Below are 17,874 nucleotides of genomic sequence, written 5' to 3' on the forward strand. Positions count from 1 at the left end.
TGCTCCGGCGCCGGATGTGCCTGGCAGGGAGATTCCTCTCCGAGCCGCCCGCGCTACTCCCGCGCGGAACAACCACATCACACCCCCACCCGAGACCGCTGCGGGGGCCGCCCTTCTGTCTTGAAGGCCTGCCCCGGGAGCCGGGGCGGCGCTTCGCGCTATGAAGCGGAAAGTATAGCGGGGGAATCAGCCGCGCGCAAAACCGCCGCGGTTGCCGCCCTTCAGGTTCGCCTTCTTCAGCAGGCTTTCGTACTGGTGCGACATCAGGTGCGCCTGCACCTGCGCGATGAAGTCCATCACCACCACCACCACGATCAGCAGCGAGGTGCCGCCGAAGTAGAACGAGGCGTTCAGCTGCGTGCGCATCAGTTCCGGCAGCAGGCAGACGATCACCAGGTACAGCGAGCCGGCGGCCGTCAGGCGGGTCAGCACGGCGTCGATGTACTCGGCCGTGGCCTTGCCCGGACGGATGCCGGGGATCAGCGCGCCCGACTTCTTCAGGTTGTCGGCGGTTTCCTGCGAGTTGAACACCAGCGCGGTATAGAAGAACGCGAAACCGGTGATCAGCGCGGCGAACACGATCATGTGCAGCGGCTCGCCCGGACCCAGCGCGTTGGCCACCTTCTGCAGCCAGGTAGCCGAGCTGGCCTGGCCGGACCACATCGCCAGCGTGGCCGGGAAGGCCAGGATGCTGGAAGCGAAGATCGCCGGAATCACGCCCGCCATGTTCAGCTTCAGCGGCAGGAACGAGGTCTGGTTCATGTAGGCATTACGGCCACCCTGGCGGCGGGCGTAATTGACCGTGATGCGGCGCTGGCCGCGCTCGACGAACACCACGAAGTAGGTGAACGCCAGCACCACGATGACGATCAGCAGCAGCGAGATGAAGCTCATGTTGCCGTCGCGGTAGGCCTCCAGCGTATGGATGACCGCGGCCGGCAGGCCGGCGACGATGCCGGCGAAGATGATCAGCGACACGCCGTTGCCGATGCCGCGCTCGGTCACCTGCTCGCCGACCCACATCAGGAAGATGGTACCGGCGGTCAGCGCGACCACGGCGGTGAGCACGAAGCCCATGCCCGGCGCATAGACGACCGGCGCACCGCCCGGCGACAGCTGGTTCTGCAGCGCCAAGGCGATCGAACCGCCCTGCACGATGGCCAGCAGCACCGCGCCGATGCGCGAATACTGGGTGATCTTGCGGCGGCCGGACTCGCCTTCCTTCTGCATCGCCTTGAGCGCGGGGAAGATGTGCACGGCCAGCTGCATCACGATCGATGCCGAGATGTACGGCATCACGTTCAACGCGAAGATGCTGAAACGGTGCAGGGCGCCGCCCGAGAACATGTTGAACATGTCCACGATACCGCCGCCCTGCGCCTGCATCAGCGCAAGCATGGCATCGGGATTGACGCCCGGCACCGGCACGTAGCAGCCGATGCGGTAGACGAGCAATGCCCCGACTACGAACAGAAGACGCTGGCGAAGTTCAGTGAACTTGCCCATTCCGCCCGCGAGGTTACCGATGCCAGCTTGCGCCATGTTTCAGTTACTCCTGTACGCTGCCGCCGGCAGCTTCGATCGCAGCCTTGGCGCCGGCGGTAGCCGCCACACCCTTCAGGGTGAACGCCTTGGTCAGCTCGCCCTTCAGGACGATCTTGGCCTTCTTGGCCGTCGTCGGGACCAGCTTCGCCGCGCGCAGGGCCGCGAAGTCGATCTCGCCGGCTTCCAGGCGATCCAGGTGGTAGGACAGCACTTCGGCGGTGTCCTTGGCCGTCTTGGAACGGAAACCGATCTTCGGCAGACGGCGCTGCATCGGGGTCTGGCCGCCTTCGAAGCCAGCCTTGATCTTGCCGCCGCCCTTGCGGGCGAACGAACCCTTGTGACCGCGGCCGGCGGTCTTGCCCAGGCCGGAGCCGATGCCGCGGCCGACGCGGGTGCGCTCGGTGCGGGCGCCCGGTGCCGGGCTCAGTTCATTGAGACGCAGAGTCATGGTCGATTACTCCTCAACCTGGACGAGGTACTGAACCTTGTTGATCAGGCCGCGGACCTGCGGGCTGTCCTTCAGTTCACGCACATCGTTGAGCTTGTTCAGGCCCAGGGCACGCACCGACAGGCGGTGACGCGACTGGGTTCCACGCAGGCCGCGCACCAGGCGCACCTTCACGGTCTTGTTGGACTCATTAGCCATGGTTGAGTTCCTCCACCTTCTTGCCGCGCTTGGCCGCGATGCGCGCCGGCGACTGCATGCCCGCCAGGCCCTTCACGGTGGCGCGCACCAGGTTGATCGGGTTGCGCGAACCGGTGGCCTTGGCCAGCACGTTCTTCACGCCCACCGCTTCCAGCACGGCACGCATGGCGCCGCCGGCGATCACGCCGGTACCTTCCGAAGCCGGCTGCATGAACACGCGGGCCGCGCCGTGGCCGTCCTTGACGGTGTGCCACAAGGTGCCGTTGTGCAGGTCCACGCTGACCAGGTTCTTGCGGGCCTGTTCCATCGACTTCTGGATGGCGACCGGCACTTCGCGCGCCTTGCCATAGCCGAAACCGACCTTGCCTTCGCCGTCGCCGACCACGGTCAGGGCGGTGAAGGTGAACTGACGACCGCCCTTGACGGTCTTGCTGACGCGGTTGACCGCGACCAGCTTTTCGATCATGCCGTCGTCGATCTTCTCTTCGCGGTTACGGTCGCGATCGCGACCCCGCTGCTGACGCTCTTCTGCCATGTTGATTCCTTGGTTGTTGGGTATGTACGGCTCGGGGCCGCTTATGGTTGTGAAGTGACGCGTCGTTCCGGTGGGCCGCTGCAGAAGAGCGGCGCCGTCCGGCCTCACTCAGGCCGGCGAGCAGGCGGGCAGGAAGCCGAAGCCCCCTGCCCTTGTGCCTTAGAACTGCAGGCCGGCCTCGCGCGCGGCGTCCGCCAGGGCCTTGATGCGGCCGTGGTAGCGGTAGCCCGAACGGTCGAAGGCGACCTTCTCGACGCCGGCGGCCTTGGCGCGCTCGGCAACGATGCGGCCCACCTTGGCGGCGGCGTCGGCGTTCTTGCCGTTCTTCAGGCCGTCCTTGACGTCGGCCTGGGTGGTGTTGGCGGCAGCCAGCACCTTCGAGCCGTCGGCAGTAAAGACCTGCGCGTACAGGTGCTGGCCGGTGCGCAGCACCGACAGGCGCGGCACGCCCAGGGTGCGGATGTGCGAACGGGTCGACTTGGCGCGGCGCAGGCGAGCGATGTTCTTGTTCATGATCTTTATCCTCGAAAGCTGAAAACCTAGGAATTAGGCCTTCTTGGCTTCCTTGCGAATGATGTTCTCACCGGCGTACTTCACACCCTTGCCCTTGTAGGGCTCCGGCGGGCGGTAGCCACGGATCTTGGCGGCGACTTCACCGACCACCTGCTTGTCCGCGCCCTGCACGACGATTTCCGTCTGCGTCGGGGTGGCCAGGGTGATGCCTTCCGGCGCCACGAACACGACGGGGTGCGAGAAGCCCAGCGACAGGTTCAGGTCCTTGCCCTGCATGGCGGCGCGGTAACCCACGCCCACCAGCTCCAGCTTCTTCTCGAAGCCTTCGGACACGCCCTTGACCATGTTGGCCAGGATCGCGCGGACGGTGCCGGTGAGCGCATCGAAGGACGGGTCCTTCGGGTTCAGCGTGGCAACGCCGTTGTCGATGGTGATTTCAACGCCAGCGGCCTTGTTCAGCGACAGGGTGCCCTTCGGGCCCTTCACGCTCACGGATTCCGGCTGGATGTTCAGTTCAACGCCCTTGGGCAGGTTGATCGGCTTCTTGGCTACGCGGGACATGTTCTACTCCTTCTCGCTTAGGCCACGAAGCACAGGACTTCACCGCCGACGCCCTGCTGGCGCGCCTGCGCATCGGTCATGATGCCCTTGGAGGTGGAAATGATGGCAATGCCCAGGCCGTTGAGGACCTTCGGCAGCTCGCTCTTGCCACGGTACTGGCGCAGGCCCGAACGCGAGTAGCGCTTCAGGGTCGCGATGACCGGCTTGCCCTCGAAGTACTTCAGGACGATTTCCAGCTCGGCCTTGTTGTTTTCCAGCTGGTTGACGCGCAGGTCGGTGATGTAGCCCTCGTCCTTCAGGACCTGGGCAATCGCCACCTTGATCTTGGACGACGGCGCCTTCACCGTCTGCTTGCCAACCGCGGCCGCATTCTTGATGCGGACCAGCAGGTCGGCGATGGGATCAGTCATGCTCATGTATATGCCTTTGAGTGCACCGATATCCGCTTTCGCGAAAATCTCGAGTTTTCCCGGGATGGGCCGGGGCCCTTTCCAACGTCGCCCACGTTTTCAAGCGGGCAAGACGCGGGAGTATACGACAAAAAGTCCGACTTGCGTCGGACTCCCTGTATTGCCGGCAGGTCGCCCTTCCGGCCCGCCGGCCGGGCCTTGGCGGCCCGGCGCGGGGTTTCTTACCAGCTGGCCTTGCGCAGGCCCGGCACGTCGCCACGCATGGTGGCTTCGCGCAGCTTGTTGCGGCCCAGGCCGAACTTGCGGTACACGCCGCGCGGGCGGCCCGACAGTTCGCAGCGGTTGCGCTGACGGCTCGGCGACGAATCGCGCGGCAGCTTGGACAGCTTGGCCGCCGCTTCGATCTTCTCTTCGTAGCTCGCGTCCACCGAGGACACGATCTTCTTCAGAGCCGCACGCTTGTCGGCGTACTTCTTGGCCAGCTTTTCCCGCTTGATGTCGCGGTTGACCATGGAGGTCTTTGCCATTTCGGTTTCCTCGACGGATCAGTTACGGAACGGGAACTTGAACGCTGCCAGCAGCGCCTTCGCTTCCGCATCGGTCTTGGCGGTGGTGGTGATGGCGATATCCATGCCGCGGATCGCATCGACGGCGTCGAAGTCGATTTCCGGGAAGATGATCTGTTCCTTCACGCCCATGTTGTAGTTGCCGCGACCGTCGAACGAACGACCCGACACGCCACGGAAGTCACGCACGCGCGGCAGCGAGATGTTGATCAGGCGGTCCAGGAATTCGAACATGGTGTTGCGGCGCAGGGTCACCTTGCAGCCGATCGGCCAGCCGTCGCGGATCTTGAACGAGGCCACCGAGATGCGCGACTTGGTGACCACCGGCTTCTGGCCGGTGATCTTGGTCATGTCGGCCACGGCGTTCTCGAGCACCTTCTTGTTGGTCGCGGCTTCGCCGACGCCCATGTTGACGGTGATCTTGACCAGCTTCGGCACTTCCATCGGATTGGTGTAGCCGAACTGCTTCATCAGCGCCGGCACCACTTCTTCCTTGTAGATTTTTTCGAGACGGGAAGTCATCAGCTCATTCCTCAGGCGTCAATCGCCTCACCGCTGGAGCGGAACACACGCAGTTTGCGTCCATCCTCCAGCACCTTGAAGCCAACGCGCTCGCCCTTGCCCGAAGCCGGGTTCAGGACATTGACGTTGGAGATATGGATCGAAGCTTCACGCTCGACCACGCCGCCGGCAACGCCTGCCTGCGGGTTCGGCTTGGTGTGGCGCTTGACGATGTTCACGTTGGCGACGACCACGCGGTCGCCGTCGACGCGGACGACTTCGCCCTGCTTGCCCTTGTCCTTGCCGGTGTTGACGACGACCTGGTCGCCCTTCTTGATACGGTTAGCCATGATTATCTCCTGTCGCTCACAGCACTTCGGGAGCGAGCGAGACGATCTTCATGAACTTCTCGGAACGAAGTTCACGGGTCACCGGCCCGAAGATGCGGGTGCCGATCGGCTCCTGCTTGTTGTTCAGCAGGACGGCGGCGTTGCCGTCGAAACGGATCAGCGAACCGTCGGCGCGACGCACACCCTTGCGGGTACGCACCACGACGGCGTCGTACACTTCGCCCTTCTTGACCTTGCCGCGCGGGATCGCGTCCTTCACGGTGACCTTGATGATGTCGCCGATGTGGGCATAACGGCGCTTCGAGCCGCCCAACACCTTGATGCACATCACTTCCTTGGCACCGGAGTTGTCAGCGACGTCGAGGTAGCTCTGCATCTGGATCATGATTCAGGCTCCTTATTTCGCTGCGCGGGTGATGATTTCCACCACTCGCCAGTTCTTGGTCTTGGACAGCGGCGCAATCTCGGTCACACGCACGAAATCACCTTCATTGCAGGTGTTCTCGGCGTCGTGCGCGTGCAGCTTGGTCGAGCGCTTGATGTACTTGCCGTACAGGGCGTGCTTGACCTGGCGCTCCACCAACACGGTGACCGTCTTGTCCATCTTGTTGCTGACGACACGGCCTTCGACCGTGCGCAGCGTCTTGCTTTCAGTATTTTCGCTCATCGCAGCCATCCTTACTTCGTGCTGCCGATCAGGTGCTTGACGCGAGCGATCTCGCGGCGCACCCGGCGGGTTTCGTGGGTCTTCGGCAGCTGGCCGGTGGCGGCCTGCATGCGGAGCGAGAACTGCTCCTTGCGCAGGTCGACCAGGTGGGCCTTGAGTTCGTCAGCCGACTTCTCGCGGAGTTGTTTGATGTCCATCAGCGCACCGTCCGGGTCACGAAAGTGGTGGTGACCGAGAGCTTGGCCGACGCCAGGCGGAACGCCTCGCGCGCCACTTCCTCGGAAACACCCTCGATTTCATAGATCATGCGGCCCGGCTGGATCTGGGCGACCCAGTACTCCACGCCACCCTTACCGGCACCCATTCGGACTTCGATGGGCTTCTTGGTGATGGGCTTGTCCGGGAAAACGCGGATCCACATCTTGCCGCCACGCTTGACGTAACGGCTGATCGAACGACGGGCCGCTTCGATCTGGCGCGCGGTCAGCTGGCCGTGAGCGGTGGCCTTCAGGCCGTACTCACCGAAGCTGACGGCGTTGGCGCTCCAGCTCAGGCCGTCGTTGCGGCCCTTGAACATCTTGCGGTATTTGGTTCGCTTGGGTTGCAACATTGCCGTTACCTCGCTTCACGAGCCGGGCGCGACGGACGGTCGGCACGATCGCCACGATCGTTGCGATCGCCGCGCGGGCTGTCGTCCTGCTTTTCCTGGCCAACCTGGGAGAAATCGAAGACTTCGCCCTTGTAGATCCAGACCTTGATGCCGATGATGCCGTAGGTGGTGCTGGCCTCAGCGAAACCGTAGTCGATGTCGGCGCGCAGGGTGTGCAGCGGCACGCGGCCTTCGCGGTACCACTCCGAACGGGCGATTTCAGCGCCGTTCAAGCGGCCAGCCACGTTGACCTTGATGCCCAGGGCACCCAGGCGCATCGCGTTGCCGACCGCACGCTTCATCGCGCGGCGGAACATGATGCGACGCTCCAGCTGCTGCGCGATCGACTCGGCGACCAGCTGCGCGTCCAGCTCCGGCTTGCGCACTTCGGTGACGTTGATGTGCGCCGGGACGCCCATCACTTCGCTCACTTCCTTGCGCAGCTTCTCGATGTCCTCACCACGCTTGCCGATCACCACGCCCGGACGGGCGGTGTGGATCGTCACGCGCGCGGTCTTGGCCGGACGCTCGATCAGGATCTTGGAGATACCGGCCTGCGCCAGCTTCTTGCGAAGCATCTCGCGGACCTTCAGGTCGGCCGCCAGGTAGCTGGCGAACTCGGCCTTGTTGGCGTACCACTTGGAGTTCCAGTCCTTGGCGATGCCCAGGCGGATACCAATCGGATGAACTTTGTGACCCATCGTTATTTGCCCTCGCCCACGACCACGGTGATGTGGCTGGTGCGCTTGAGAATGCGCGTGCCGCGGCCCTTGGCGCGGGCCATGAAGCGCTTCAGGCTCGGACCTTCATCAACCATGATGGTCTTGACCTTCAGCTCATCGACGTCGGCGCCCTGGTTGTTCTCGGCGTTCGCGATGGCCGACTCCACCACCTTCTTGATGAGGGCGGCAGCCTTCTTGTCCGAGAACTTCAGCAGATTGACCGCACGCTCGGCCGGAAGGCCGCGCACCTGGTCAGCGACCAGACGGGCCTTCTGCGGGGAGATGCGCGCGGTGCGCAGGATTGCTTTCGCTTCCATCGTCATCTCTCCTTACTTGCCCGACTTCTTGTCAGCACCGTGACCCTTGAAGGTCCGGGTGATGGCGAATTCGCCGAGCTTGTGGCCGACCATGTTCTCGTTGACGAGAACCGGTACGTGGTTCTTGCCGTTATGCACGGCGATGGTGATGCCTACCATTTCCGGCAGGATCATCGAACGGCGCGACCAGGTCTTGATCGGCTTCTTGCTGCCCGCAGCGGCCTCCACCTTCTTGACGAGGTGGTGATCGACGAACGGGCCCTTCTTGAGTGAACGTGCCATGGTCGATTAGCCCCTACGATCGCGGACGATGAACTGCTGGGTGCGCTTGTTATGGCGCGTCTTGTAGCCCTTGGTCGGGACACCCCACGGAGTGACCGGATGCGGGTTACCCTGGCCGGCCTTGGCCTCACCACCACCGTGCGGGTGGTCCACCGGGTTCATGGCGGCACCGCGGACGGTCGGGCGGACACCACGCCAACGCTTGGCGCCGGCCTTGCCCAGCTTCTCCAGGTTGTGCTCGTCGTTGCCGACTTCGCCGATGGTGGCGCGGCACTCGACCGGCACCTTGCGCATTTCACCCGAGCGCAGGCGCAGGGTGGCGTAGATGCCTTCGCGGGCAACCAGCTGCACCGAAGCACCGGCGGCGCGGGCGATCTGGGCGCCCTTGCCCGGCTTCAGCTCGATGCCGTGGATGGTGGTACCGACCGGGATGTTGCGCAGCGGCAGGGTGTTGCCGGTCTTGATCGGCGCATGCGCGCCGGAGATGACCTGGTCACCCGCCTTCAGGCCCTTCGGGGCGATGATGTAGCGGCGCTCACCGTCGACGTAGCACAGCAGGGCGATGTGGGCGGTGCGGTTCGGATCGTATTCGATGCGTTCCACGCGCGCCGGAATGCCTTCCTTGTTGCGCTTGAAGTCGATGATGCGGTAGTGCTGCTTGTGGCCACCGCCCACGTGACGGGTGGTGATGCGGCCGTGGTGGTTGCGACCACCGGACTTGCTCTGCGACTCCACCAGCGCCGCGTGCGGTGCGCCCTTGTGCAGATCGGGCGTGACCACGCGCAGGGCCGAACGACGGCCTGCGGAGGTGGGCTTGAATTTCATCAATGGCATGGGATGTACCTCAGGCCTTGGCCGTTACATCGATGGACTGGCCATCGGCCAGACGCACGTACGCCTTGCGCCAATCGCCGCGACGGCCAGCGCGGTTACGGAAGGACTTGCTCTTGCCCTTGACGTTGACCACGTTGACTGCCTCGACCTTGACGTCGAACAGCTGCTCGACCGCGGCCTTCACATCGGCCTTGGTTGCTTCGTTCGAGACTTCGAAGACGTACTGGTTGGAGAGTTCCTGCAGGCGCGCGGTCTTTTCGGAGACTCGCGGAGCGCGCAGCACGCTGAAGATTTTTTCGTTGCTGCTCATACCAGCCACTCCTCGACCTTCTTGACCGCATCGGCGGTGATGACGACCGTGTCGGCACCGACCAGCGCGACCGGATCCAGACCCTGCACGTCACGCACCTGCACGTAGGGCAGATTGCGGGCCGACAGGTACAGCGATTCGGAAGCGTCCTCGGTCACGATCAGCGGGCGCTTGCCCACTTCCAGACCGGCCAGCTTTTCCACCAGACCCTTGGTCTTGACGGCGTCGACGTCGAAGGCCTCGACGACCTTGATGCGACCCTGGCGGTTCAGCTCGGACAGGATGGCGCACATGGCGGCGCGATACTGCTTGCGGTTGACCTTCTGCTCGAAGCTGCGCGGCTTGGCCGCGAAGGTGACGCCACCGCCGACGAAGATCGGAGCGGTCAGGGCACCGTGGCGAGCGCCACCACCCTTCTGCTTCTTCGACTTCTTGGTGGTGCCGGCCACTTCAGAGCGCGTCTTCTGTGCCTTGGTACCGGCGCGAGCGGCGTTGCGGTAGGCAACGACGACCTGGTGGACCAGATCTTCGCTGAAATCGCGGCCGAACACGGCTTCGGAGACCGAGACCTTGTTGTTGCTACCCGTGATAACGAGTTCCATCGTCATCTCTCCTTATGCCTTGCTCGCCGGACGCACGATCACGTCGCCACCGGCAGCACCCGGAACGGCACCACGAACGGCGATCAGACCACGCTCGACGTCGACCTTGACCACTTCCAGGTTCTGCGTGCTCTGCTGCACGGCACCCATGTGGCCGGCCATCTTCTTGCCCGGGAAAACGCGACCCGGGGTCTGGCGCTGGCCCAACGAACCCGGCGCGCGATGCGACAGCGAGTTACCGTGGGTGGCGTCGCCCATGGTGAAGTTGTAGCGCTTGATGGTGCCCTGGAAGCCCTTGCCCTTGGTGACACCCTGGACATCGACCTTCTGGCCGACGGCGAAGATGTCCGCCTTGACTTCGCCACCGACGGCGTAATCGCCGATCTGGGCGTCCTCGACGCGGAATTCCCACAGGCCACGGCCGGCTTCGACCTTGGCCTTGGCGAAGTGGCCGGCTTCTGGCTTGTTCACCAGGGCGGCGCGACGGGCGCCGACGGTCACCTGCACGGCGCTGTAGCCGTCGGTTTCGACGGTCTTGACCTGCGCGATGCGGTTCGGGGTGGCTTCGATCAGGGTCACCGGGATGGACTGGCCATCTTCAGTGAAAACGCGGCTCATGCCGGCCTTGCGGCCCACGAAGCCCAACGAATACTTCTTCGTCATGGTCGCAGTCCTCAGGTCAGCTTGATCTGAACGTCGACGCCGGCAGCCAGTTCGAGCTTCATCAGCGCGTCCACGGTCTTGTCGTTGGGGTCGACGATGTCGAGCACGCGCTTGTGCGTGCGGGTTTCGTACTGGTCACGCGCGTCCTTGTCGACGTGCGGGGAAACCAGAACGGTGTAACGTTCGATCTTGGTCGGCAGCGGGATCGGGCCACGCACTTGCGCGCCGGTCCGCTTGGCCGTTTCAACGATCTCGCTGGCCGAGCGGTCGATCAAGCGATGATCGAACGCCTTCAGCCGAATCCGGATCTTTTGGTCCGCCATGACGGTGTTCCTATAGGTCTAAAGAGCGACAGGCCCGGCCTCTTGTGTACCGGACCCCATGAATGCGCGGCCTTGCCACCCGGCCGTCGCGCGAATCCCTTCAAAACAGCAAGGCGGCCCGGTTTCCCGGCCCGCCCCAGACACAAACAAACGCGCAGAAAGCGCCCCGATGCCCTGGAGCGACCCACGCGACCTGTCCTTAGTCTGGCGAATACGAAGCGCGTCCTGCCCTTCATTTCGCTGGTTGCGGAGCCCATGCAAGCATGAGTCCCGCGAGTGGTCGTGCATTCTGTCAGCATTTCCTGGGCTTTGCAAGTCCCGGGGGCTCTTCGCCTCTTGCGCTTCAGCTGCCGGCCATGCCGGGGCGGAGGCGCGCTGCCGCGCCCCCTGCCCCGCGCCTCATTCGGCGGTGGCGCCAGCCTGCAGCAGGCTGTTGAACAGCAGCTTGAACGAGCCGTGGGTCTGCGAGCGGAAGGTGATGTCGGTGCCGAAGAAGGTCAGGCGCCCGGCGCCGACATCGGCCTCGGCGGCCAGCACCCCGCCCTGCAGGTGCTCCTGGCCCCAGGCCCAGCCGCTGCGCAGCGGCGTGGCGGAGTCGAAGCGCAGCAGCGGGCGGATGTCGCCGCGGCCGGCCGGCAGGTCGAACACCGGCGCATTGTCCCAGCGGCCGTCGGAGAAGTACACGTCCAGGCGCGGCGGCAGGCCCCAGTTGAGCGGGCGCGACTTGTCCACCGCCACCTGCAGCACGCTGCCGGGGATGTAGTACTCGCGCTGGCTCAGCGCGCGCGGCTGGCCGTCCGGCCCCTTGCCGAGCAGGTGGCTGCGCAGCGGCAGGCCGAGCTGCAGCGCCAGGCCACTGGAGGAACCGGTGGCGACGACATGGCCGCCGGCCTGCAGGAAGCGGCGCAGCGCGGCGACCGCCGGCTCGCCGTCCAGTTCGCCGAGCATGGCGTGGAACTCGGCCGGGATGGTGGCCGAGTCCGGCGACGCCGGCGCACGCCCGGCCTTGCCCTCGATCGCCAGTTCCCGGGGCAGCGGCAGCGCGCCGCTGGGCAGGATCAGCACGTCGAAGCGGCTGCGCAGGTCGCCGTCGAGGATCTGCCGCGGGTACACCACTTCATAGTCGAAGCCGAAGCTGTCCAGGACCAGCCGGGTCCAGCCCGAGACCATGGAACCGCCGTAGTGGTCCCACAGCGCGATCCGCGGCGCCTTCACCGGCACGCCGCCATCGACGCGGCGATCGGCGGCAACGGCCCGCACGCCGGTGCCGCGCAGGGCGGCGGCCAGCGCCTCGGGTGAGGCCGCCGGCACGAAGAAGGCCCCGTCGCGGTCCTGCAGGCGCCGTACCGGCACGCCCGCCTTCAGCAGGCGGTTGACCGCGATCACGCTGTTGTTGGCGCGCGCATCGAGCAGGTAGCCATTGGCCGAAGCCGGCACCGGCGCGTCGGCCGGCACCTGCAGCTGCCCGGCCGGCAGCGCCTCGAACGGGCCGTCGAAGCCCTCCAGCACGCGGTCGAATGCCACGCCCATCTGGAAGGCCAGCGTCCAGCCGGCCGAGTCGTAGGGCGCGATCGGCGGACCCCCTGCGTATTCGAAGTCGTGCGGGTGGTCCTGCGGCTCGAACATGTCCAGCACATGTGGCCGGAACGCCTGGTCGGCCTTGACCACGAACGAGCCGGCCGGGTAGTTGCGGCCGCCCACCGCGAACGGCCGGGTGGCGCGCTCCACTTCGACGCCGGCCAGCTGCAGCGCGTTGACGAAGGCGGTCGCGGTCGGGAAATCCGCTTGGTCGGCGGGGATGATGTAGCCGCGCGGGTCGCGCTGCTCCGGGCGCCGCAGCAGCGCCTTCACCTGCGCCGCGTCCAGCTCCGCGGCCGGCTTGCCGTCCTTGCCGGCGGCCTCGCGCGCCCTGGCCAGCGCGCTCGGGCTGGCCGTCCAGCTGTCGCGGCTGCCGCGCTCGATGGAATTGCGGCCCATGCGGTAGATGTTCCACAGCAACTGCTCGCGGTTGCGCGAGGCGTAGTCCAGCAGCGCCCAGTTGGCGGTCAGGCTGTAGTCGATGGACTGGCGGAAATGCCAGGTCTGCGCCGGCACCGGCGCCGGCAGGTTGCTGTCCGGCAGCTGCCGGTCCGGCAGGAACGGGATCTGCATCGGCGTCGGGTTGCCGGTGATCTCGGTCAGCACGCCCAGCATGTTGTGGAAGTACGGCATGGTGCGCAGGCCGCCGTTCCACCAGGTGGAATACACGCTGCCGCCCTTGGACACCGCACCGGGCTTGTTCTCCTGCAGGAAGCGCAGGTTCATCGTCGAGCCCAGCGACTCCAGCCCGACCGGGATCATCGCGTCGATGTTGTAGTTGTAGGGATCGCGGTACGGCGGGATCACGATGACCGTGCCCTTGGGCGAGGTCTGGTGGTGGTTGTAGACGATCTGCGGGTACCAGCGCGTGTACATGGCCAGGTTGAGGTTGCGCGTCTCCTGCAGCGCGGCCATGTAGAAGTCGCGGTTGTTGTCGTGCCCGGCGTACTTCTGGTACAGGCGCGGCGGCTTGTCGAGCACGCGCCTGGCCGGTACCGGTTCGCGCATGTACCAGTCCGAATACAGTTCCTGCCCGTCCGGGTTGGCGTGGACCAGCAGCACGATGGTGTCGTCGAGGATGCGCCGGGTCTCGGCGTCGTCGCGGCTGGCCAGCTGCCAGACGGTCTCGATCAGCTGGTGCGCGCCGACGGTCTCGTTGGCGTGCAGGCCGCCGTCGATCCACACCACCGCCTTGCCCTGCCCGGCCAGCCGGCGCGCAACCGCTTCGTCGTCGCGCGCCCGAGCCAGGCGCTCGGAGATGCCGCGGTATTCGTCCAGCTTCGCCAGGTTGGCCGGCGAGGAGGCGATCAGCATCAGCTGCGGGCGGCCTTCCGAGGTCCTGCCCAGTTCGACCAGCCGGAAACGGTCGGAGCTGGCCGCGACCTTGCGGAAATACGCTTCGGTCTGGGTGTAGTTGGCGAGCATGTAATCGTCGCCGATGGTGAAACCGAAGTGCTCCTTCGGCGATGGTGCCGCCGCCTGCGCCACCGCGGCGAACGCCGCCAGCGCCACTGCCAGCGCCCTGCGCCGCCCCTGTCCCGTCATTCGCAACATCCCGTTTTCTCCTCGCGTTTTTCCTGCCGGTGGCACGGCCATCACACACCTTAGGCGCATCCGCCGCCCCGCTTCACGTAGCGAAGGTCATGGCGGTGCCGTGGCCGGTGCGCGCGCATGCGCGGCCCATGGATACAAGAGCGGGGCAACGGGCGTTTTCCGCCATCCGCAAACGCCAAGGGACCGCGCGAGGGGTCCCTGGCTTGCAACACTGGTCGAGTACGTCCCTGGAGAATGCCGGAGAGCCGATGGCACCGGCCATCGGCTTGTTGGCCCCCTGGGGCACCTGCGCCGCATCACCGCAGCGCGCCCCACATCGCCAGAGCACGCGCCAGCGCATGAAAATCCGGCCGGCGGAGGCCGCCGTGATCCGGCATGCAGCGCCGGCCCGAGGCGCCCGGACAGCCGCCGCCCCACAAGCCGGCGTTACGGATGCGGCCCCGGCGGCCAGACCGCTGTCGCTCAGTCCCAGGCCGGCGCCAGACCTTCCGGGTTGACTTCGCGGCCATTGCGCTCGAGCGCGGCGATGCGCGCCATGTCTTCGGCGTCCAACTCCAGGTCGCGGGCGAGCAGGTTGCTGGCCAGGTTCTCGCGGCGGGTCGAGGACGGAATCACCGCATGGCCCAGCTGCATCGCCCAGGCCAGGGCAACCTGCGCCACGGTGGCGCCGTGCCTGGCGGCGATCCCGGCCAGCACGGGGTCCTTGAGCACCTTGCCGTAGGCCAGGGTCATGTAGGAGGTGACGGCGATGCCCTGTTCCTTCAGGAAAGCGGTGAGCCTGCCGTTCTGCAGGTAGGGACTGAGTTCGATCTGGTTGGTGGCGATTTCGCCCGCGCCGACGGCGGCGATGGCCTGCAGGGTCAGTTCGATGTTGAAGTTGGACACGCCGATCTGCCGGGTCAAGCCCAGCTCTTTGGCTTCGGCCAGCGCGGCCATGTATTCGGCCAGCTCGACGCCATTGCCGGGCGCCGGCCAGTGGATCAGGGCCAGGTCGACATGGTCGGTGCGCAGCCTGGCCAGGCTCTCGCGCAGGCTCGGGATCAGCTTGTCGGCGGCGTAGTTGTCGACCCAGATCTTGGTGGTGAGGAACAGGTCCGCACGCGGCACACCGCTTTCGGCGACGGCCTGGCCGATGTCGGCCTCGTTGCCGTAGATCTGCGCGGTGTCGATGGCGCGGTAGCCCAGCTCGAGCGCGGACTTCACCGAATCGATGACGGTCTGGCCGGTGAGGCGGAAAGTGCCGAGACCGAAGGAAGGAATGCTCATGGAATGACTCCTGCAGGAAAGGAAATGGAGGCTGTCCGCGCGCGGCGGACCGGTTGGTCAGGCGCCCTGTACCACCCGGCGGCGGCCGGCATTGCCCAGCCACACCAGGCCCAGGCCGCCCGCTGCCAGCGCGGCGCCGGCCAGCGGCACGGCGGCGTAGCCCAGCCCCTGGCCGATGACGGCGCCACCCAGGGCCGCCCCCACCGCGTTGCCGAGGTTGAACGCACCCACGTTGACCGACGAGGCCAGGCCGGGCGCTTGGGCGGCGGCCTGCATCACCCGCATCTGCACCGGCGGCACGATGCCGAAGGCGGCTGCGCCCCAGACCACCAGGCCGATGGCGGCGCCGACATGGGTGGTCATCACCAACGGCAGCACCGCCATGACCAGCGCGAGCACGCCAAGGATCAGCTTGGTCGCGCCGTCCAGCGACCAGTCGGCCAGGCGACCGCCGATGCTGTTGCCCAGGGTGAAACCGATGCCGATCAACACCAGCGCGAAGGCCACGAAGCCCGGACTGGCATGGGTGATCTCGGCCAGCACCGGCGCCACATAGGTATAGAGCGCGAACATCGCGCCGGCGCCGAGCACCGTGGTACCCATGGCCAGCAGCACCTCGGGGCGGGCCAGCACCTTCAGTTCGCGGCGCACGTCCGGGCGCGTGCCCGGCTCGCCCTTGGGCAGCGCCAGCCACAGCGCGGCGATGGTGACCAGGCCCAGCACGGCAGTACCGCCGAAGGCCAGTCGCCAGCCTACCTGCTGGCCGATCCAGGTCGCGGCGGGCACGCCACCGATGTTGGCGATGGTCAGGCCCATGAACATGGTGGCGATGGCGCTGGCCTGCCTGTCCTTCGGCACGACGCTGGCGGCAACCACCGCGCCGATGCCGAAGAACGCGCCGTGGTTGAGGCTGGTGACCAGGCGCGACAGCAGCAGGGTCGTGTAGCCCGGCGCGGAGGCGGACAGCAGGTTGCCGACGGTGAACAGCACCATCAGCCACATCAGCGCCGCGCGCTTGCCGAAGCGGCTGAACAGCAGGGTCATCACCGGCGCACCGGCCATGACGCCGATCGCATAGGCGGAGACCAGCATGCCGGCGGTGGGAATGCCGACCTGCACGCCATCGGCGATCACGGGCAGCAGTCCCATCGGGGTGAATTCGGTGGTGCCGATGGCGAAGGCACCGATGGCGAGGGCGAACAGGGCGTTGGAAGATTTCATGGCGCGCAGTGTGCCCGGCTAATATTTGCGGATTAAGCCCTGTATCGACCAATCATCGAGGGTGGTCTTCATTATTCATTTGAATCAGGATCAACAATGAAGACCACCCTCGATGAACTGCAGGCCTTCGTGGCCGTGGTGGACGCCGGGTCGATCACCGCCGCGTCGGAACTGCTGGGGCTGACGATCTCGGCCACCAGCCGTGCGCTCGGGCGCCTGGAGGAAAAGCTGCAGACCACCCTGCTGCGGCGCACGACACGGCGCCTGGAGCTGACCGAGGAAGGCGCCACCTTCCTGCAGCACGCACGCGCCATCCTCGCGTCGGTGGACGAGGCCGAGGAGCAGATGGCCGCCAGGCGCATGCGCCCGGCGGGGCGGCTGCGGGTCGACGCGGCCACGCCCTTCATGCTGCACGTGCTGGTGCCGCTGGTCGCCGGCTTCCGCGAGCGCTACCCGGAGGTCGAGCTGGAACTGAATTCGAACGAGGGCATCGTCGACCTGATCGAGAAGCGCACCGACGTGGCGTTCCGCATCGGCAGCCTGAAGGACTCCACCCTGCACGCCCGCCCGCTGGGCGGCAGCCGTGTACGGGTGCTGGCCAGCCCCGCCTATCTCGAACGCCACGGCATGCCGGCCGAACCCGGCGACCTGGCCCGGCATTCCCTGCTGGGCTTCACCCAGCCCGAAACGCTCAACGACTGGCCGCTGCGCGATGCGGCCGGCAACGTGCTGCGCATCCGGCCGACGGTCGCGTCCTCCAGCGGCGAGACGCTGCGCCATCTGGCCCTGGCCGGACAGGGCATCGTCTGCCTGTCCGATTTCATGACCCGCCAGGACCGCCACGCGGGCCGGCTGGTACCGCTGTTCGCCGCGCAGACGCTGGACGTGCGCCAGCCGGTCAACGCGGTCTACTACCGCAACACCGCACTGGCCGCGCGGATCACCTGCTTCGTCGACCACGTGGTCGAAACGCTGGGCACGGATCCGTTCGACGGCTGACGCTTGCGTCCGATCCTGTCATCCCGGCCGGTCGCGTATGACGGCTGCAATGGCCTCGCCCAAAGCGTGTGCCGGGTACCCGTGGCAACGACGCTCAGGAGCGCCGCCTGCCCGGAAGATGGCGACCAGGAACCGCCGAGAACGATTTCCGCCCCTGCTTGCCGGCGCCCCGAAGGATTGCCATCCCCTGGCGGCAACAAAAAAAGGGCGGCCCGGAGGCCGCCCTTCTTCCACGCTCCCCGCGAACGGGGAAGACGCGA

The 17,874-nt window shown here is 66.2% G+C and carries 26 protein-coding genes; 1 reads left to right on the forward strand and 25 read right to left on the reverse strand.

Annotated features, from left to right (window positions below; translation table 11 throughout):
- Nucleotides 1–186: 186 nt before the first annotated feature.
- The 25 genes from secY to AC06FP_RS09430 form a co-directional block, all read right to left on the reverse strand.
- A complete protein-coding gene (gene secY, locus AC06FP_RS09310) occupies nucleotides 187–1,542 on the reverse strand; it encodes a preprotein translocase subunit SecY (RefSeq protein ID WP_456118291.1) in 1,356 nt (451 codons plus the stop codon).
- Between the two features lie 7 nt (nucleotides 1,543–1,549).
- A complete protein-coding gene (gene rplO, locus AC06FP_RS09315) occupies nucleotides 1,550–1,993 on the reverse strand; it encodes a 50S ribosomal protein L15 (RefSeq protein WP_456118290.1) in 444 nt (147 codons plus the stop codon).
- A 6-nt stretch (nucleotides 1,994–1,999) separates the two neighbouring features.
- Entirely contained in the window at nucleotides 2,000–2,191 is a 192-nt protein-coding gene (gene rpmD / locus AC06FP_RS09320; protein ID WP_005408214.1) for a 50S ribosomal protein L30, read from the reverse strand.
- Nucleotides 2,184–2,726, reverse strand: a complete 543-nt coding sequence (gene rpsE / locus AC06FP_RS09325) for a 30S ribosomal protein S5 (RefSeq protein WP_055767513.1) — start codon at nucleotides 2,724–2,726, stop codon at nucleotides 2,184–2,186. Before rpsE ends, rpmD begins: the two co-directional genes overlap by 8 nt.
- A gap of 159 nt (nucleotides 2,727–2,885) precedes the next feature.
- On the reverse strand, nucleotides 2,886–3,239 hold the full coding sequence (rplR, locus tag AC06FP_RS09330; protein WP_054663339.1) for a 50S ribosomal protein L18: 354 nt from the start codon (nucleotides 3,237–3,239) through the stop codon (nucleotides 2,886–2,888).
- Between the two features lie 33 nt (nucleotides 3,240–3,272).
- Nucleotides 3,273–3,800: a 50S ribosomal protein L6 gene (gene rplF, locus AC06FP_RS09335; protein ID WP_433853787.1), complete on the reverse strand. Its 528-nt coding sequence runs from the start codon at nucleotides 3,798–3,800 to the stop codon at nucleotides 3,273–3,275.
- 17 nt (nucleotides 3,801–3,817) lie between these two features.
- On the reverse strand, nucleotides 3,818–4,216 hold the full coding sequence (gene rpsH / locus AC06FP_RS09340) for a 30S ribosomal protein S8 (RefSeq protein WP_456118289.1): 399 nt from the start codon (nucleotides 4,214–4,216) through the stop codon (nucleotides 3,818–3,820).
- 215 nt (nucleotides 4,217–4,431) lie between these two features.
- Entirely contained in the window at nucleotides 4,432–4,737 is a 306-nt protein-coding gene (rpsN, locus tag AC06FP_RS09345) for a 30S ribosomal protein S14 (protein ID WP_054663332.1), read from the reverse strand.
- A gap of 18 nt (nucleotides 4,738–4,755) precedes the next feature.
- A complete protein-coding gene (gene rplE / locus AC06FP_RS09350; RefSeq protein ID WP_104938140.1) occupies nucleotides 4,756–5,298 on the reverse strand; it encodes a 50S ribosomal protein L5 in 543 nt (180 codons plus the stop codon).
- An 11-nt stretch (nucleotides 5,299–5,309) separates the two neighbouring features.
- The gene (gene rplX / locus AC06FP_RS09355) at nucleotides 5,310–5,627 is read right to left on the reverse strand and encodes a 50S ribosomal protein L24 (protein ID WP_054663326.1); all 318 of its coding nucleotides are present in this window, start codon (nucleotides 5,625–5,627) and stop codon (nucleotides 5,310–5,312) included.
- Between the two features lie 16 nt (nucleotides 5,628–5,643).
- Complete coding sequence (gene rplN, locus AC06FP_RS09360; protein WP_003479595.1) at nucleotides 5,644–6,012, reverse strand: 50S ribosomal protein L14; 369 nt, start codon at nucleotides 6,010–6,012, stop codon at nucleotides 5,644–5,646.
- 12 nt (nucleotides 6,013–6,024) lie between these two features.
- Nucleotides 6,025–6,294, reverse strand: a complete 270-nt coding sequence (rpsQ, locus tag AC06FP_RS09365; RefSeq protein WP_055767498.1) for a 30S ribosomal protein S17 — start codon at nucleotides 6,292–6,294, stop codon at nucleotides 6,025–6,027.
- A gap of 11 nt (nucleotides 6,295–6,305) precedes the next feature.
- Nucleotides 6,306–6,491: a 50S ribosomal protein L29 gene (rpmC, locus tag AC06FP_RS09370; RefSeq protein ID WP_055767495.1), complete on the reverse strand. Its 186-nt coding sequence runs from the start codon at nucleotides 6,489–6,491 to the stop codon at nucleotides 6,306–6,308.
- Complete coding sequence (gene rplP / locus AC06FP_RS09375; RefSeq protein ID WP_054663318.1) at nucleotides 6,491–6,904, reverse strand: 50S ribosomal protein L16; 414 nt, start codon at nucleotides 6,902–6,904, stop codon at nucleotides 6,491–6,493. Before rplP ends, rpmC begins: the two co-directional genes overlap by 1 nt.
- A gap of 5 nt (nucleotides 6,905–6,909) precedes the next feature.
- The gene (gene rpsC, locus AC06FP_RS09380) at nucleotides 6,910–7,644 is read right to left on the reverse strand and encodes a 30S ribosomal protein S3 (protein WP_433853784.1); all 735 of its coding nucleotides are present in this window, start codon (nucleotides 7,642–7,644) and stop codon (nucleotides 6,910–6,912) included.
- 2 nt (nucleotides 7,645–7,646) lie between these two features.
- Complete coding sequence (gene rplV / locus AC06FP_RS09385; RefSeq protein WP_054668596.1) at nucleotides 7,647–7,982, reverse strand: 50S ribosomal protein L22; 336 nt, start codon at nucleotides 7,980–7,982, stop codon at nucleotides 7,647–7,649.
- Nucleotides 7,983–7,994: 12 nt separating this feature from the next.
- Complete coding sequence (rpsS, locus tag AC06FP_RS09390; RefSeq protein WP_104938139.1) at nucleotides 7,995–8,264, reverse strand: 30S ribosomal protein S19; 270 nt, start codon at nucleotides 8,262–8,264, stop codon at nucleotides 7,995–7,997.
- Between the two features lie 6 nt (nucleotides 8,265–8,270).
- Nucleotides 8,271–9,098 (reverse strand): 50S ribosomal protein L2, encoded by an 828-nt coding sequence (rplB, locus tag AC06FP_RS09395; RefSeq protein ID WP_056931946.1) that lies wholly within the window; start codon nucleotides 9,096–9,098, stop codon nucleotides 8,271–8,273.
- Nucleotides 9,099–9,108: 10 nt separating this feature from the next.
- The gene (rplW, locus tag AC06FP_RS09400; RefSeq protein ID WP_054663307.1) at nucleotides 9,109–9,408 is read right to left on the reverse strand and encodes a 50S ribosomal protein L23; all 300 of its coding nucleotides are present in this window, start codon (nucleotides 9,406–9,408) and stop codon (nucleotides 9,109–9,111) included.
- A complete protein-coding gene (gene rplD / locus AC06FP_RS09405; RefSeq protein WP_478075285.1) occupies nucleotides 9,405–10,010 on the reverse strand; it encodes a 50S ribosomal protein L4 in 606 nt (201 codons plus the stop codon). Before rplD ends, rplW begins: the two co-directional genes overlap by 4 nt.
- 12 nt (nucleotides 10,011–10,022) lie before the next feature.
- Entirely contained in the window at nucleotides 10,023–10,673 is a 651-nt protein-coding gene (rplC, locus tag AC06FP_RS09410) for a 50S ribosomal protein L3 (protein WP_054663304.1), read from the reverse strand.
- Between the two features lie 11 nt (nucleotides 10,674–10,684).
- The gene (rpsJ, locus tag AC06FP_RS09415) at nucleotides 10,685–10,996 is read right to left on the reverse strand and encodes a 30S ribosomal protein S10 (protein ID WP_005408208.1); all 312 of its coding nucleotides are present in this window, start codon (nucleotides 10,994–10,996) and stop codon (nucleotides 10,685–10,687) included.
- 399 nt (nucleotides 10,997–11,395) lie between these two features.
- A complete protein-coding gene (locus AC06FP_RS09420; RefSeq protein ID WP_478075286.1) occupies nucleotides 11,396–14,128 on the reverse strand; it encodes a M14 family metallopeptidase in 2,733 nt (910 codons plus the stop codon).
- 462 nt (nucleotides 14,129–14,590) lie between these two features.
- Complete coding sequence (dkgB, locus tag AC06FP_RS09425; protein WP_478075287.1) at nucleotides 14,591–15,394, reverse strand: 2,5-didehydrogluconate reductase DkgB; 804 nt, start codon at nucleotides 15,392–15,394, stop codon at nucleotides 14,591–14,593.
- 57 nt (nucleotides 15,395–15,451) lie between these two features.
- Entirely contained in the window at nucleotides 15,452–16,615 is a 1,164-nt protein-coding gene (locus AC06FP_RS09430) for an MFS transporter (protein WP_456118286.1), read from the reverse strand.
- Between the two features lie 96 nt (nucleotides 16,616–16,711).
- Here AC06FP_RS09430 and AC06FP_RS09435 point away from each other — a divergent pair, with 96 nt between their 5' ends.
- Nucleotides 16,712–17,614, forward strand: a complete 903-nt coding sequence (locus AC06FP_RS09435; RefSeq protein WP_456118285.1) for a LysR substrate-binding domain-containing protein — start codon at nucleotides 16,712–16,714, stop codon at nucleotides 17,612–17,614.
- Nucleotides 17,615–17,874 lie beyond the last annotated feature (260 nt).

The organism is Stenotrophomonas sp. Steno-Z2, from assembly GCF_056393235.1.